15 protein-coding genes are annotated in these 14,331 nt (G+C 65.4%); 4 read left to right on the top strand and 11 right to left on the bottom strand.

Annotation, left to right across the window (positions count from 1 at the left end):
- Positions 1-47: 47 nt before the first annotated feature.
- The gene (locus ACFQU4_RS02860; protein ID WP_377486672.1) at positions 48-1,208 is read right to left on the bottom strand and encodes a hypothetical protein; all 1,161 of its coding nucleotides are present in this window, start codon (positions 1,206-1,208) and stop codon (positions 48-50) included.
- 124 nt (positions 1,209-1,332) lie between these two features.
- Here ACFQU4_RS02860 and ACFQU4_RS02855 point away from each other — a divergent pair, with 124 nt between their 5' ends.
- The gene (locus ACFQU4_RS02855) at positions 1,333-1,536 is read left to right on the top strand and encodes a hypothetical protein (RefSeq protein WP_377486669.1); all 204 of its coding nucleotides are present in this window, start codon (positions 1,333-1,335) and stop codon (positions 1,534-1,536) included.
- A gap of 261 nt (positions 1,537-1,797) precedes the next feature.
- Entirely contained in the window at positions 1,798-2,121 is a 324-nt protein-coding gene (locus ACFQU4_RS02850) for a hypothetical protein (RefSeq protein WP_377486666.1), read from the top strand.
- A gap of 368 nt (positions 2,122-2,489) precedes the next feature.
- Here ACFQU4_RS02850 and ACFQU4_RS02845 read toward each other — a convergent pair whose 3' ends face one another.
- From ACFQU4_RS02845 to ACFQU4_RS02830, 4 genes are read right to left on the bottom strand one after another with little or no spacing between them, the layout of a single operon-like run.
- Complete coding sequence (locus ACFQU4_RS02845; protein WP_377486663.1) at positions 2,490-3,113, bottom strand: TetR/AcrR family transcriptional regulator; 624 nt, start codon at positions 3,111-3,113, stop codon at positions 2,490-2,492.
- Between the two features lie 4 nt (positions 3,114-3,117).
- A complete protein-coding gene (locus tag ACFQU4_RS02840; protein ID WP_377486660.1) occupies positions 3,118-4,731 on the bottom strand; it encodes an ABC transporter permease in 1,614 nt (537 codons plus the stop codon).
- Complete coding sequence (locus ACFQU4_RS02835) at positions 4,728-5,639, bottom strand: ATP-binding cassette domain-containing protein (protein WP_377486657.1); 912 nt, start codon at positions 5,637-5,639, stop codon at positions 4,728-4,730. The genes ACFQU4_RS02840 and ACFQU4_RS02835 overlap by 4 nt, the downstream gene beginning before the upstream one ends.
- A complete protein-coding gene (locus tag ACFQU4_RS02830) occupies positions 5,636-6,499 on the bottom strand; it encodes an oxidoreductase (RefSeq protein ID WP_377486655.1) in 864 nt (287 codons plus the stop codon). The genes ACFQU4_RS02835 and ACFQU4_RS02830 overlap by 4 nt, the downstream gene beginning before the upstream one ends.
- A gap of 117 nt (positions 6,500-6,616) precedes the next feature.
- Between ACFQU4_RS02830 and ACFQU4_RS02825 the strand changes: the two genes are divergently transcribed.
- Positions 6,617-7,411 (top strand): helix-turn-helix domain-containing protein, encoded by a 795-nt coding sequence (locus ACFQU4_RS02825; protein ID WP_377486652.1) that lies wholly within the window; start codon positions 6,617-6,619, stop codon positions 7,409-7,411.
- A gap of 480 nt (positions 7,412-7,891) precedes the next feature.
- On the opposite strand, the gene ACFQU4_RS02820 is transcribed toward ACFQU4_RS02825, so the two are convergent.
- Positions 7,892-8,131 (bottom strand): hypothetical protein, encoded by a 240-nt coding sequence (locus ACFQU4_RS02820; protein ID WP_377486649.1) that lies wholly within the window; start codon positions 8,129-8,131, stop codon positions 7,892-7,894.
- A gap of 301 nt (positions 8,132-8,432) precedes the next feature.
- Here ACFQU4_RS02820 and ACFQU4_RS02815 point away from each other — a divergent pair, with 301 nt between their 5' ends.
- Positions 8,433-8,975, top strand: a complete 543-nt coding sequence (locus ACFQU4_RS02815; RefSeq protein WP_377486646.1) for a carboxymuconolactone decarboxylase family protein — start codon at positions 8,433-8,435, stop codon at positions 8,973-8,975.
- 707 nt (positions 8,976-9,682) lie between these two features.
- Here ACFQU4_RS02815 and ACFQU4_RS02810 read toward each other — a convergent pair.
- The 5 genes from ACFQU4_RS02810 to ACFQU4_RS02790 form a co-directional block, all read right to left on the bottom strand.
- Positions 9,683-10,747: a hypothetical protein gene (locus tag ACFQU4_RS02810; protein ID WP_377486643.1), complete on the bottom strand. Its 1,065-nt coding sequence runs from the start codon at positions 10,745-10,747 to the stop codon at positions 9,683-9,685.
- A 32-nt stretch (positions 10,748-10,779) separates the two neighbouring features.
- The gene (locus tag ACFQU4_RS02805; protein WP_377486640.1) at positions 10,780-11,040 is read right to left on the bottom strand and encodes a hypothetical protein; all 261 of its coding nucleotides are present in this window, start codon (positions 11,038-11,040) and stop codon (positions 10,780-10,782) included.
- Positions 11,041-11,637: 597 nt separating this feature from the next.
- Positions 11,638-12,072: a hypothetical protein gene (locus ACFQU4_RS02800; protein WP_377486637.1), complete on the bottom strand. Its 435-nt coding sequence runs from the start codon at positions 12,070-12,072 to the stop codon at positions 11,638-11,640.
- A gap of 396 nt (positions 12,073-12,468) precedes the next feature.
- Complete coding sequence (locus ACFQU4_RS02795; RefSeq protein WP_377486634.1) at positions 12,469-14,007, bottom strand: hypothetical protein; 1,539 nt, start codon at positions 14,005-14,007, stop codon at positions 12,469-12,471.
- Positions 14,008-14,074: 67 nt separating this feature from the next.
- Positions 14,075-14,329, bottom strand: a complete 255-nt coding sequence (locus ACFQU4_RS02790; RefSeq protein ID WP_377486632.1) for a hypothetical protein — start codon at positions 14,327-14,329, stop codon at positions 14,075-14,077.
- Between the last annotated feature and the right edge of the window lie 2 nt (positions 14,330-14,331).

The following is a 14,331-nucleotide window of genomic DNA, read 5'->3' as shown; positions in this document are numbered from 1 at the left end:
TCTGGACCAACCGGCTCACGCCAATGCACGGCCGGCGGGCATGCGCACTACTGAGCGGCCTCCCTCGGCGACCTTCCGGATCGGCGGACGACGACCGCTACGGCCTGGGCTGGCTCGACGACACCGTCCGAGTCGACCGATCGGTAGCCGATCAGGTACGTGCCCGGATCGGTCAGTGCGAGACCGCCGTCGGCTGCCGCGGTCCAATTGGTCGCCTTGCCAACGATCCGGTACTCGGTCCTGTCAACGGTCTTACCGTCGAAGGCGACTGCCGCGAAGTCCACCCGGGCGGAGTCGGGCCCGTCCGCGGCCGTGACGGTGGCCGTGGTCCGGGGTGCCCGGATCACGACGTCCGGTCCAAGATCGATCAATTGCACCTGCTGAATCGAGAAGGCGGCCGGTGCGGTCGACCAGAACCGGACGCCGACCTGGGCGGTGCTGTCCGTCGCCACAAACTCGAGCCGGCTGTCACGATAGGCACCCCCGGTGGGCGACACGTCCTCGACGACACCGCTGTCTGTGAAGGCGTAGGGACTGGTCACGTCGTAGTGCCAGAACCGCACCGTGCCCAGGTCGACCTTGATCTTGGCCTGCAGACGATAGCCGTGCCCAGGCGTGACGGAGATCCACTCCTGATCAAGACCCTTCGCGTACGAGGAACTGGTGCCGTCAGCCACAACGTCCTGCCGGGGCGTCTCACCGTCAGCTGCGAGCGAGGTCTGGATCCCTCTGCCCTTCGCCCAGCCGTCGGCCAGCCCATCGGCGTCGGCATCGTCGGTGAAGTCACCGTTGCGGACCAGATCGGTCGGTGTCCGCGGCAGGTCCAGATCGGGTGCGTAGGTGTTCCGAGCCAGATAGCTCTTGATGATCAAGGATCGGTCGGTCGGTTGGGTGGCCATCGCGGCGGCGCTGTTCGCATCGCTGGTCATCGTGTCCGTGTAGTCCAGCTGCCAGCCGTGCCAGTCGCGAAACGAGTGATAGGTCCAGCTCCAGCCGTACTCCTCGAACAGTTCCACCGAGTCCCGGAGATACTGTGCGGCGCCGGGAGCCCAGCGGATCGCGCTGAACTCACCGACGTAGATCCGCAGGCCGTACTTGCGCTGTACCTCCAGCACCGGTTGCATCAGCTCGCGCAGCGTTCCCTTGTCCCAATGCTGATCCCCGTTGTCACCGGGATAGCGCATCTTGTCCGGCCAGTCCTCGGTCACCGGGGCGGCGTTGTAGCTACCGAGTCCCTGGTGCCCGGATCGTCAAAGCACTCGCCTAGCGTCGCCGGTGTGAGCTTCTACGACGATGCCGAGTTCGCCGCGATCAGTCTGGTCCGACTTTGCGGTGGACGAGAAGGTCGGCGACGCCGTGGCCGAGGATCTGCAGGCCCGCCACGGGCGCGCAGGCATCACGGCGCTGATCGTGGCGTTGAGCCGGCAGTACGGCGCCGCTCTTGCCGGCAGCCGCGGCATCGGCCTCGACCAACTCCTCGACGAGGTCGAGGCCGACAATCTCGCCCAGATCCCCGACACCCCGCAGGAACCATGACTGCGGCTCCCCACGGCGGCGAGCTGGTCGACGGCTGCTGAGCGGGCCCGCGCCGAGGGTCGCGACGACTGGGTACGGCAGGGAGGCAGTGGCCGAGGCAGTCCAGTACGTGCTGGACAATGGCGAACCGGCTGCCGGAGACGACCACTGCCTGGACCCCGGCACGGCAATACCGCCATTGGAGGTAGCGGTGCCCACTCAGCGCGGGTCCAACGGACACCTCTCAGCCGGTCTTCATGTGCCTGTCGGAGGGGTGTCGTGATGACCTCCAACGACCACGGCGGATCGGTAGCCGGGCACTCACCGCAACCGGAACTCCATCAACGTGCCATCCGTCAGTTGACCCGCGCCGCATTCGATCTGGCGGCGGCGTCGAACCTGGCTACCGACGACGACATCGCAGAACACCTCAGCACGGCCGTCAGCACAATCGACCAGGCAATCCGCGATCTTCGCCGATCAGCGTTTCGCAATATCACCGCCGGCCGAGAAGCCGGCACAACGGATCTCGACACCGCACACGGTGAACGTCGCATCAACAATCGGCAGTCGTCGATGCGCGATCCAGGCCCAGGCGACCTGTGAGACCGTCACCGAAGTAGGGACCATCAACCCGGGCCCCGCCTGCGGTCTGGGTTGTGCCTTTCGGCCCTACCCCGCACCCTGGGGCCGCCGAGGCCGGGCACAGCGGCGGCTGGTGCACCGCCGGCGATCGGACGATCGCGGAGACAGCACCCCCACCGCCGCGGCGCCGCCAGGTGCAGGACGGCCGATCGGTCGAACGACCGCGGGTGGTTCGACCGGGTCCGGCTTCGGGACCTGACCGCGGCGGCGGGAGATACCGGCCCGCTGCGTGATCCGCCCGGCCTGGGTGGGCTGCACACCGGTGATCCGCGCGGACTCGAAAGACGCTCAGCCAGATACGTCTCGGCTACCGGTGCAAATCCAGCGGGTCATGATTGGGTTCGGCGGCGTGAGGCGACGCCGTTCAGCACGATCTCGCTTGCATGCCGGATCGCTCGGCAGCTGTCCTCTCGCGATCGTCCGTTCCTGATCGACACTAGGGCAACTTGGTAGGTGGCGCCGATCAGGGCGCCGATGGTTGCGGTGGCGGTGAGCTCGTCCAGTTCATCGGGAAACTCGGCCAGCAACGCCGCGACGAACCGTCGCTGCAGGTCATCGAGCAGGGTCAGGACCTTGGCCTGCAGCGACGGCGTACTCAAGATCAACCGGGTCAGCGCCGCCTGATCGGGCGGCCCGAGCGACGAAGAGAGCGGGTGCAGGGCGCCGGTGTCGTGGGTCGCGAAGAACCGACCCAGCAGCCGTCCCGGATCGTCGTCCGGCCGGCGATCCTTGATCATCGCCGCGATCACCTCGTCGAATCGGCTGGCGTCGAACAGCACCTCGTCCTTGTTGCCGAAGTAGTTGAAGAACGTCTTGGGATCGACATCCGCCGCGGCTGCGATCTCGGCGACGGTCGTCAGGTCATAGCCGCGCTCCAGGACGAGCTTGATCGCCGAGTCGGCGATCCGCTGTCGGGTCAACCGCTTCTTGCGGTCCCGACGCGACTCCTCCATGTGATCACGCGGCGGGAAGATCACGCCGTCGCAGTCCGACCAGACCGGCCGCGATCAAGATCGCGGTCAGCGCGGTCAGCACCACAAGCGGCGTCCATTGCAGCTCACCACCCGGCAGTTCGGGCAGATGCGCGAACGGCGAGAGGCCGACGATCCAGGGGCTCAGCCGCAGTTGGATGCCAAGACCGAGGATCAACAGGCTGCCGAACAGCACCACGAACGCCCCGGCGGCGATCCGCGGCAGTAACCCGCAGAGAAGGAAGGTCAGCCCGACGAACAGCCAGATCACCGGCAGGCGAGCGACCGTCCCGCCGAAGACGCGCAGCAACTGGTCGCCCGGGTCGTCGCCGCTCAGACCGTGCACGAGTCCGACGGCTGTGCCGAATACGACGGTCACAACCGTCGGATTGATCAAGGCGAACAGCAGATGACTGGCAGCCCACCGGATCCGATTCACCGGCGTGGCCAGCAGCTCCTCGGCCCGTCCGCTGCGCTCTTCGTTCATGATCGCCAACGTGGCGAGCACCGCGTACCCGGCAGCGATCATGCTGAACATCTCCAGAATGACGGCGAGAAACTGATCACCGAGCGAGCCCGCTCCGCTGAGCACTCCGGCGAGCGCGGCCATCGCCTCGGGCGACATGGTGCTGGCGATCTGCTCGCCGGTCCGGCCGATGCTCCCGAAGGCCAGCCCCGCCAGCGCCAGGCCCAGCGACCAACCGGCCAGGGTACGCCGATGCAACCGCCAGGCCAGGGCAACCGGTGATCGGAGACCGGGAGCGGCGACGGCCGGACCGGGCCGCGGCTGAATCAATCCGGCACCCAGATCGCGCCGTCCGGACACCACGATCGCCAACGCCGTCAACGCCGCGGACACCAACAGAACAAGGACAAGCAGCCACCACCGCTCGCCGGCGAAGGGACGCAGCTGGTTGCTCCAGCCGAACGGGGACAGCCACATCACCCAGCCCAATGCGCCGCCGGCCTGCGTGTTCAGATCTCCGACGCTGCGCAGCATCAAGGCGGCGGCGAGGAAGACGATCCCGATTCCCCGCGCGGTCCCGGCTCCGCTGGTCAGCTGCGCGATCAACGCCGCGACGCCTGCCAGCCCGACCCCGCAGCCGGCCAGTCCCGAGGCGAGTGCGATCGATCCGACCGCCGGCAGGCCGAAGCTGATCAAGGCCAGCGCGGTGAGCAAGCCGATGGAGAGGTTGACGGCCGAGACGACGATCAGTGCGGCAGCCAGACTTGCGTGCCGCGAGATCGCGGTGGCGGCGATCAACTCCCGACGCCCGGCCTCCTCCTCGGCCCGGGTATGCCGGATGACGCTGAGCATGCTGCACAGGCCGAGCAGCACCGGAAAGAATCCGGCCCGCCAGGCGACCAGCTCACCCAGCCCGGCACCATGCAGTTCGCCGTACATCATCGTGAACATCGCGTTGCTGGCGCTGGCCTCCGCGTACTGCTCGCGCACCTCGGCAGTCGGAAACGACGTCGCCATGGCGCCGGCGAACGACAACAAGATCAACGGCGGCACCGCGATCCAGAGCGGCAGGAACCAGCGATCCCGGCGCAGGATGAATCGGACCAGTCGGCCCGTACCAGTGGGAATGATCACCGGACGACCTCCGGCTCCCGGCTCTGATTCCGGTCGTAATGCCGGAGGAACAATTGCTCCAGTGTCGGCGGCTGGCTGACCAGGGTACGTACCCCGATCATGGTCAAGCGACGCAGGGCCTCATCCAGGGCCTCGTTGTCGACATCGAAGCGGACCCGGGTGCCGTCCGTACGAAGATCATGTACGCCGGGCAACGTAGCAAGATCCTCCACAGGCGCGGCCAGATCGGCGGTGATCGCGGTCCGGGTCAGGTGCCGCAGATCGGCCAGCGTGCCGCTCTCCACCGCCTGGCCGTCGCGAACGATCGTGACCCGATCACACAGCGCCTCGACCTCGCCCAGGATGTGGCTGGACAACAAGACGGTACGGCCCAGGTCGCGCTCCTCGGCCACGGCCTCGCGAAACACCTCCTCCATCAGCGGATCGAGGCCCGAAGTCGGCTCGTCCAAGATCAACAACTCCACATTGGAGCTCAACGCAGCGATCAGCCCGACCTTCTGCCGGTTGCCCTTCGAATAGGTCCGGGCCCGCTTCGTCGGATCAAGATCAAACCGCTCGATCAGATCGTCCCGGCGCGCGAGATCAACTCCGCCGCGCAGCCTGGTCAGCAGGTCGATGGTCTCACCGCCGGTGAGGTTCGGCCAGAGGGTGACATCGCCCGGCACGTAGGCCAGTCGCCGGTGCAGCCGCTCGGCATCCGTCCAGGGATTGCCACCGAGCAGCCGGACCCTGCCCGAGGTGGCCCGCATCAGGCCGAGCAGGATCCGGATGGTCGTGGTCTTGCCCGCGCCGTTGGGTCCGAGGAAGCCGTGCACCTCCCCCGTGCTCACGGAAAGGCTCAGTTCGTCCAGCGCATGCGTACGTCCGAAGGTCTTGACGAGCCCTTCGGCCCGAATTGCCGGGGTCATCGCAGTCCTCCGGTGATCGCCGCGTCGAACTCGCGATCCGACAGCGTGCGGTTGAGGTTGAGCAGCGCTTCTGCCTGCCAACCGACGACATAGCGGGTGTCCGGCCGATCCGCTTCGATCGCCGTGCGAATGGCCTCAGCGACCACGCTCGGCGACGAAGCTTGATCAGCTGCGGTCGACTGCTTCTCTGCTGCCTTGGCCATCGCCTCGGCCATGTCTCGATACGCCCCATCGCCGGAGATCATCCGCAGGTCCTGCGCGATCGCAGATTCGAAGTCGGTCCTGATGATGCCGGGCTGGATCACCACTACGTTCACACCGAACGACTCGACCTCCATCCGCAGGGTGTCCGACATCGCCTCCAACGCGTGCTTCGACGCGTAGTACCAGGCTCCGAGCGGTAGGGCGATCTCGCCACCGATCGATGAGACGTTGACAATCGTGCCCGACTTTTGCTGTCGCAGGTACGGCAGCACCAGCTGGACCAGTCGAGCCGGAGCCAGCACGTTCACGTCGAAGTGGCGCCGGGCGGCTTCTATCGGGGTGTCCTCGACCGAGCCGTGGATCACCATTCCCGCATTGTTGATCAAGACATCGATCCGCTGCTGCTCGCTCATGATCGTTTGCACGACACGCTGCAGATCCTCCTCCTTCGTGACGTCCATCGGGAGCGCCGCACCGCCGGCCCGCTCGAGGTCGATCATGAGCTGCTGGCGCCGGGCGGCGCCATAAACAGTGTGTCCGGCCCGCAGCAGCTCGAGCGCCGTCGCGTGACCGATCCCCGAGGACGCACCCGTGATCAGGCACACCTTCGGCCTGGTCACGACTGCGCTGACTGTGCTCTGCCGAGGTTCGGACATCTGGCCCCTCCTGAGATTGCCACTAATATTTCCTCATTGAGAAAGGCTACGAAGCAGCGACCGTCGTAACAACTATCCCGTCCTGATCTGCCTAGTCAGAGTCGGGAAATTGGCGCAATGACGGTGTCTGCGAACGCAACAGCGATTGGCTGTGTCGCAATCAGGGAGGACAAGATGCCGGGTGAGCGATTGGCGTACGAGGACCGCCGCACGATCTCCGAGGGGCTGGCCGAGGGCTTGTCCTATGCCGAGATCGCCCGTCGGATCAGGCGACCAAGATCAACAGTTGGCCGGGAGATCACCCGCAACGGTGGCCCCCGCAATTACCGCGCACACCGGGCCCAGCAGGCCACCACCGTGCGGGCCCGTCGTCGTCCAAGCTCGACGGCCAAGCCAGCGCCCGCCAATCACTATCCTCGCGATGCCACCGCGGTACGGGAGCTCGAGGAGCAGCTCGGCACGACGCTGGGTCAATCCGGGCTGCCACCCATGATCGCGCGAGTCATGGTCGCCCTGATGACCAGCGATGATCAGGGACTGACCGTCGCGGACCTCACAGCCCGCCTGCACGTCAGCCCGGCCTCGATCTCGAAGGCGATCGCCTGGCTCGAACCCCTGCAGCTGGTGCACCGCGAGCGCGATCAACGCCGCGACCGCTACCTGATCGACGGGGAACTCTGGTATCGGGCATGGCTGGTCGGCACGCGATCGATCGGCCGCTACGCGGAGGTCACTGCCAAGGGCGTCAAAGTACTCGGCGAAGACACCCCGGCCGGCGCCCAACTCCAGCGAGCCGCCATCTTCTTCGATCTCCTCGGCAGGGACATGGCCCAGGCCGCCGAGCACTATCGCAACGTCCTCACCGGTCCCGATGATGATCTTGCGCAACCAGTATCCAAACGCGAGCGCTAGCTAACAATACTGGGAACAGCCCAACCGACAATCGCGATCCGACCCTGACCGACGCGGTGATCACCGACGCCCTCCCCGCGACCCAGAGCACCCCGGAAGGCCTCTTACGTGTCGCCGGAACATGACTCACACTTCGTGGTCGGCCCAACCCTGCACGTCGACCTCGGTGGCGCACTCAGCAGCCGCGAACAGATCGCAGGCCCAATCGTGAACCTCGCCTCAGCACCCCACTCGTCCTCATCACCGCAGTCATCTGGTGGACCACACGCAAGACCGGCCCCGCACGCACCCCGCACCATGAGCCGACGACACCCCTGCAGCGCGTCACAGGCGCCACTCCGAACCGACACCTCGGTGACTGAATCCCGATCGGTGGATCGCCATCACCGCGTGGCCGGCGCTCGGAGTCGTAATACGGGGATGCCGGTGGCGCTGGCCGGCAGAACCTCCACGGCTCCTCCTCTGGCGTGCTGCCGGTGATCAGAAGGTGCACCAGACGAACCGGACCAGGGCCAGCACCGCCGTCAGGACACCCAGGACGGGCAGGGATCCGCGCCTCGCTATCTCCCTGCGCCGCACGTGGACGATAGTCGCGCCGGCCATCAGTACGGTCGGTACCGTCGCCACACCGATGAGCCTGACCGTGAACGGCTGAAAGCCTTCTGTCCAAGCGAATCCGCGGGCCGAGAGGTGTTGCTGCGGGCGGATCAGCTTCACCACGCCAGAACCGAGGAAGCCCAGGGCGAGGACGCCGCCGCAATCCAGAACACGAGGTTCATGCCGGACCCGCGGCCGTATCCGTGCGCTGCGATGCGTTGACATGCTGATCCGAGGTGCCACGACGATCTCCGCGGTTTAGCTGCTTCCACCCGGTCCGAGGAGATCAAGCCGTCGAGTGTCAGGCACGCCTGACACTCGGCCGGTCCGGATCGTCGAACAGCCGAGGCACGGCACGAGGATCCGCAGAACGTGATCATCGTCGTCGTGCCACCCGAGAACGTTGACGCAGAGGAGATGCCCCATGACGACGACTGCCACCGCCGCCGGAGAGCAGAACGACCTGGTTTCGCGGCTGCCCGAACCCCCGAACCTGAGAACTGAACTGCTGACGATCGCCCGCGGCATGAACAAGGCCGTCCGGAACGGGGCGATTCCGGCCAAGACCATCGGCCTGGTCCAGCTTCGGGCCGGACAACTGATCGGCAACACCTACCACACCGTCGACAAGACCAACAATCTCCGCAAGGCCGGCGAGTCCGAGGAACGCATCACCGCGGTCGCATCGTGGCGAGACGCTCCCTACTTCACCGAAGCCGAACGGATCGCCCTGGAACTGGTTGAAGCCGTCCTCACCCCGAACCCGAACGGGGAACGCGTCCCTGACGAAATGTTCACCAGAGCGACGATCCAGTACGACGAACGGGCGCTGTGGACCCTCACCCTCGCGATCAGCCAGATCTGCTTCTTCATTCCGGTTGGGCTCATCGCCAAACCCATTCCCGGCAGGGCGCCCGGAAAGAACTACAGCAAACCGTCAGAGCCGGAAGAAGGCCAAGTATCATGATCAACACCGCCCAGCACTGACCAGGCCCCGCATGCCAGGCAGCCGCACGGACGCCTGACGTCGGCCGCCGAGGCCGCCGAGGCCGCCGAGGCAGGCAGCTCTGCTCCTACACTGACTTTCAACGTGGCCCGCACATGATCGACGGCAACGCCTTGGGGCTGCCGCCGATCAACTGTCGCTGGTGGCCCAGCTCGAGGTGGCCATGCCCAGCGATGTCCGGACCGGGCCACTGACTCAGCGGCTCGCAGCTCCGGGACAGGACCAGGACGGCCGACCCGAGGGTCCGGTAGGTGTTGGCGGTCGTTCGACGCCAAGGAGGCGCTGACCGCGTCCGCCAGCAAGTTGGTGACGCTTGGAGCATCGCGGTGTTGCGCGCCGCCCGGATGGGCTGCAGGCGGTGCTTGGTCAACTGCTGCTGCTGCACGGTGACGACCGCGCGCTGCCTGCTCGGCGGCTACCCGGGAACCGGCACTTCGTGGGGATGCCCTTCAGTGTCGACCTCGCACCGATCAACGTGCTCCTGGCCTGTCGGGTGCAGGGCGCTGGCGGGCCCGAGTCCGTGCATCGCGGATGACGTCCCACTCGGCGGACGGCCGGACGATCCGGACGTGCGGTCGAGGCAGGTCTTGGAAGGTTCGATCGGTCCACAGCCGGAGCTGCGCGAGAAGCTCGTTCCGGTCAGGACGATCGCCGTCGATTCGCTGACCTCATGACATCTCCCTGATTCGGCGATCGAGCAGAACGATGATCACCACGGTGGCGATCGCGATCACGCCGAGGCCGATGCGATCGACGACGGTGCGCTCGACGAACGCGGTGATCGCAACCCCGGCAGCGGTGTGACCAACCAGTGCGCCACCGATCACGGCCAAGGTGTGCCGTTCGGTCCAGTGCGACGACCTCACCGCCGTACGGAGCACCACAAGACAGCCGACGACCAGCGCGACGACGGCGATCATCGGGAACACGACAAGGTCCCCGTCGGTGAACGCGGGCTGCTCCGCTCCGAACATCGGGTGACTCAACGCGAGGTATCCGACAGCCGTGACGAACGACCCCACGTACCACCAAGAAAGTGCGGCAACCGGACGGTCGGTCGGCGACCTTTCCGATCTTGGTAGCAGCCGAAGGGCTACGAGGCCGATCACCAGCGCCGTGACCAGGGCACCGGCCACGAACGGGAGCGGCGCCTGGTAGCCGGGGTCCTGGGCGATGGGAACCGTGAACCGGAGGACGAGCACTCCGAGCACGGTGACGAGTGCAGCAACGACCAGGCCGCCGGTGCGGAGGTAGGGCCGTCGACCGTGCTTGCCGAAGATCAACTCCGTCAGGGCGATCGGGATCGCGGCGGAGAACACCACGTGATAGATCGCCGTCGCTTCCCAGTACGCCAGGTTCATGCCGGCGACCCGCATGCCCCAGTCAGCGGCGTCGTACAGGTTCGGGCTGGTGAGCGCCTGCAGACCGATCCCGTCCTCGAGGAGTCCGTAGCCGAGTCCGAGCAACAGGATGCTCGGCCAGCCTCGTCCGGTGCGGCGGACAAGTTCGCGGATCAGTAGCACGCCCGACCCGTAGACCGGGATCCAGAGAAGCACCAGGTAGCCCCACCGGATGGGTGTGGACCCGAAGGCGAGCTCGGCGATCAAGGGGGTCAGCACGACCAGAGTCCAGGCAGCGCCCCGATGACCCGGCCGCAATCCGTGGTCCTGGTGCGCGTTCGCGGATGACATTACTGGGCCCTTCCGGTCGACGAAGTCCCCTGGTCCGTGCACCTCACGAAGTGGACGACGGCGCACTAGCCGTATCAGCCGCCCGTCATTGAGTACCCGCCGTACCAATAGCCGTCCAAGGCGCGACTGCACCGATTGATGTTGTAGACACGGTAGCCGCGGGCGCGCGCCTCGTCGATCGCTGCGTCCAACTCCGCGGCGCACACGGCATCTGTGCGACCACTTACGTCACCGCCGCCACCGGCATGGGCAGGTGCCGCCATCATCAGCCCACCGGCCACAAAGGCACCACTCGCCACTTCAACGCCGAGCAGCCGCTTGAAATTCGCCTTCATTCTTAACATCCGCCTAGGCGCCCGCAGCGCCACGCAACCAGCAGTCCAGCCTTCATATCCCTGCAGTTTCCACCACCCGAGGCAGCGACAACGCGCAGCACAACCGCCCAGGTGGCGGACAAATCACGTTACCGCATCGAACCGTTGCCCATCCGTGTCGACGCAACGATGGCTCGCTGGCAAACCGGCACAGGCCCCGGGTCCAGCGTGGACCAGGGTCAGCCGTTCCCGTGGCGTTGCGGCAACTCCGGGCAACAGCGGCTCTCAGCGTGATCCGGACCAGTTCACGCGCCTCGTCACGGGCCCGCTGGACACGTTGAAGATCACCTCTCGCGATCCACCACGTCTGGTTCCGGTCACGGTAGGCATGCGGCAACCAACCCGAGACGCACCAACCGCGAATCGTGGCCACCGGCACCCCCGCAACCGCTGCCGCCGCGCGCAACGCAGTCCGTGGTTCGTGAGGACGATGAGCACCGCTGCGGCATCTCTAGTTCGTCGTCTTCAGCTGCGGCGAAGTCCGTACCCCAAAGCGCCCGGGTTCCGCCCAGCCGAAACACCAGCACTGCACGCACCACGCCCTCGCCCGCGGCCAGATCACCCGATCGCGCCGTTGTTTGAACGCGCCGCGAAGATGCCTGTGCCTGGGAGCAGTGGACGCGATCGACCCCGATCCTGCGTCAACGGGTTCACGCCGCGGGCCGGGCCAGCAAGTGCGGCTAACGCACTCTCACGGAAACCCGCCGCATACGCCAGCCAGCCCAGGTATAACAGCCCGCCGACGAGGAGGAGGCCTGCGACGACTGCCTTCGCGGGCTCCTGTGCCCTGATGGCGAAGATCAATGCCGGTATCGCGAGGATCGGAGTCAGTGGCCCCAGCACGAACGCCGCGAGGAGCAACTGCAGCCACCCGGCGCCCACCAGGCCCGAACCCATCTCGAATCCGGCCCACAACAGCATCACGACGGCGAGCAACACCGCGCCGCATGACGCGACCAGGAACCCGAGGCTCAGCCTGGCCGCGCGTTCCATGTTGGCATCTTTCTCGCTCCTCCACCAGGTAGGTAGGGCATCGCTGAGCGACGCGACGCCCAAGGAAGCGGCACCACGAGTCCTCGCCCGGCGAGGAGGTCGCCGCCTTCATCAATCGTCTCTGCAACAGGTTCCACAAGCGCATCATGTCCGGATGGCGTCACGTACGTGAGCATCCGTCATAACCTGTGGTTCAGCGCCACGAGGAGCTTGAGCTGCGACCGTCAGGATGTCAGCCCGGATGACGCGGGGTCGATCTCCTTGGCCAGGTCACGATTCGCGGGCACAGCGTCAGCCGTAGATCGCCTGTGCGGAGTCTCCGACAGTGACGAACTGAGCAGTGATACCGACTTGATGCTGGACGCTTACGGACGAGACCGAGCGGCTTCGAGCTCGTCACGGGCGACCAAACACGTCATCTGACCGATCCAAGGCGGAGGCTTCCCACAAAACACCAGACGCGGATTCGGCGGCTGCTGCAACCAGACGTTGGACGGGCCACTCGTCAACTAGTGCCTGGCCGGCCATGACCGCCGCCAAGACAGTTTTGGCATCATCACTGAGAGCTACTCGCACCTTGCCGACAGGCAGGGTACTCCGTTCCTGCGCGGCCCGGATTGCGCCCTCAACCCACTGCACGGCTCGAGCCCGAGCCGCGGGCTCCATACGCGGATCATCGCTCGACAGGTCAGCAAAATCCGCAGCCATATGGCCAGCGAGGCCCGGTTCAATCTGAGCCACAATGGCGAGCGCCCGAAGGCGAATGAGGTCATCTTCGTTCGTCTCGGTAGCAAGGACGGTCGCGGCATACTCGGCTGGTCGGCGAAGTAGCTCTGCCGCAAGTTCATCCGGAGACGAGATATGCCCCTCCACACCTCGCCGCGGATTGACATCTGTTCGCGTCAATCTCGCCGAGCGACCCACGATCTCCAGCACGGCTAGCAGCCGGTCAGTAATGTCATCCTCGTCATCGAGGAGCACCTCCTCCAATACCTGGTGCATGCTGTCGTACGCGTCCGCAACATCCTCCTCCAATCGGTCCTCGGATCCACGTTCGCCCTCTGTCGCCACCATCGCTTGAATGAACCCTGCCAGAAACGTAAAGACCTCCGCCGGACCATCACTAATTCGGACGGCTTCACGCATTGGCGCCACGCCCGCCATAAGCAACGCTGAATACACCACCTGATGGAACGGAGATACATCCTGCGCGACGCGTTCGACAAGCCACGCATTCTCCTCGAAATCCAGCGCCTCGGTTCTGCGAATGGCAATCCATACCGCCGCGTGAGCCAATGCTGTGGCTTCTACTTCATCGAGATCTTGCTCGGTCTGCAGCTCAATGCGTTCGACTTCCTCGTCTGCATAGATCGATACGATCCTGTCGTCATCGAGCCTACCTAGAAGCTGCCAGGGCCCGCTGAGGCCACTGAGCGATGATGCCATCGTGGCTAGCGCACGCGTACCCGCCCAGATCAGCTCCCGCAGCTGGCGCTTGGATCGCTCGTCGTAACTTTCGTCAGAATCGTCATCGATCACCCTGTTCCACTGCAGATTGTGGTCCTCCATGAACCGTTCAAGGAGCAGGTGCCCACGCATATCGTCGTCGGTCCAGCCGTCCGTTGACGTCTGGGAGACCGTTTCTCTCGCCTTCGCCAACAACATTTCGGCCAGCCCCGGATCCCCCGCTCCTTGTACTACAAGCTTCTCCGCTTTACAAGTATCGGATTCCAGGCGTGCGGCACGTATCAGCAGCGCTCCCAGTGCGGATATCAGTTCGCCTCCCCAGGGATATTGAACAGAGCCCGCAACAACCTCGTCAGCATCGGACGTAGGCCTGACGGTTTCGGCTGGATGCCAGAGCGATCGGACAGCACGAGCGAGCAAGTATTGAGCAGCCCGTGACTTCATCCCGTCGTCGAGGAAGACGGCCAATGGCCACCTTCCTTCTTTCTCCTCACGATCAATTCTAGGGAGCCATTCCTCGCCACCATGTGGTCGTTCATAGGGAGACACTTTTACGCTCTCGACGGAGTACTCCAACAGCGAGGGCGTCCAGGTAGTCAGATGGCGTGCGAGCGCTGCAACGACCACGACCGCCTTCGCCGCTCGAATCTTCAGTACTGTCGTTCTCCTTCACAACGAGCGGCACCTGCCAGCCATCCTTGATAGCGGCCAAAACCGCATCCGTCAGAACAAACGTCTCGTCTTCAACCAGCGTTGGCCCCGAGATTCTGATCTCACCCAGAAACGGCATCT

This window comes from Microlunatus sp. GCM10028923 (assembly GCF_042666975.1).
In the GTDB taxonomy this organism is placed as follows: Bacteria; Actinomycetota; Actinomycetes; order Propionibacteriales; family Propionibacteriaceae; genus Microlunatus.
Note: the sequence above shows the minus strand (reverse complement) of the source record. Positions and strands in the feature narration are given on the sequence as shown.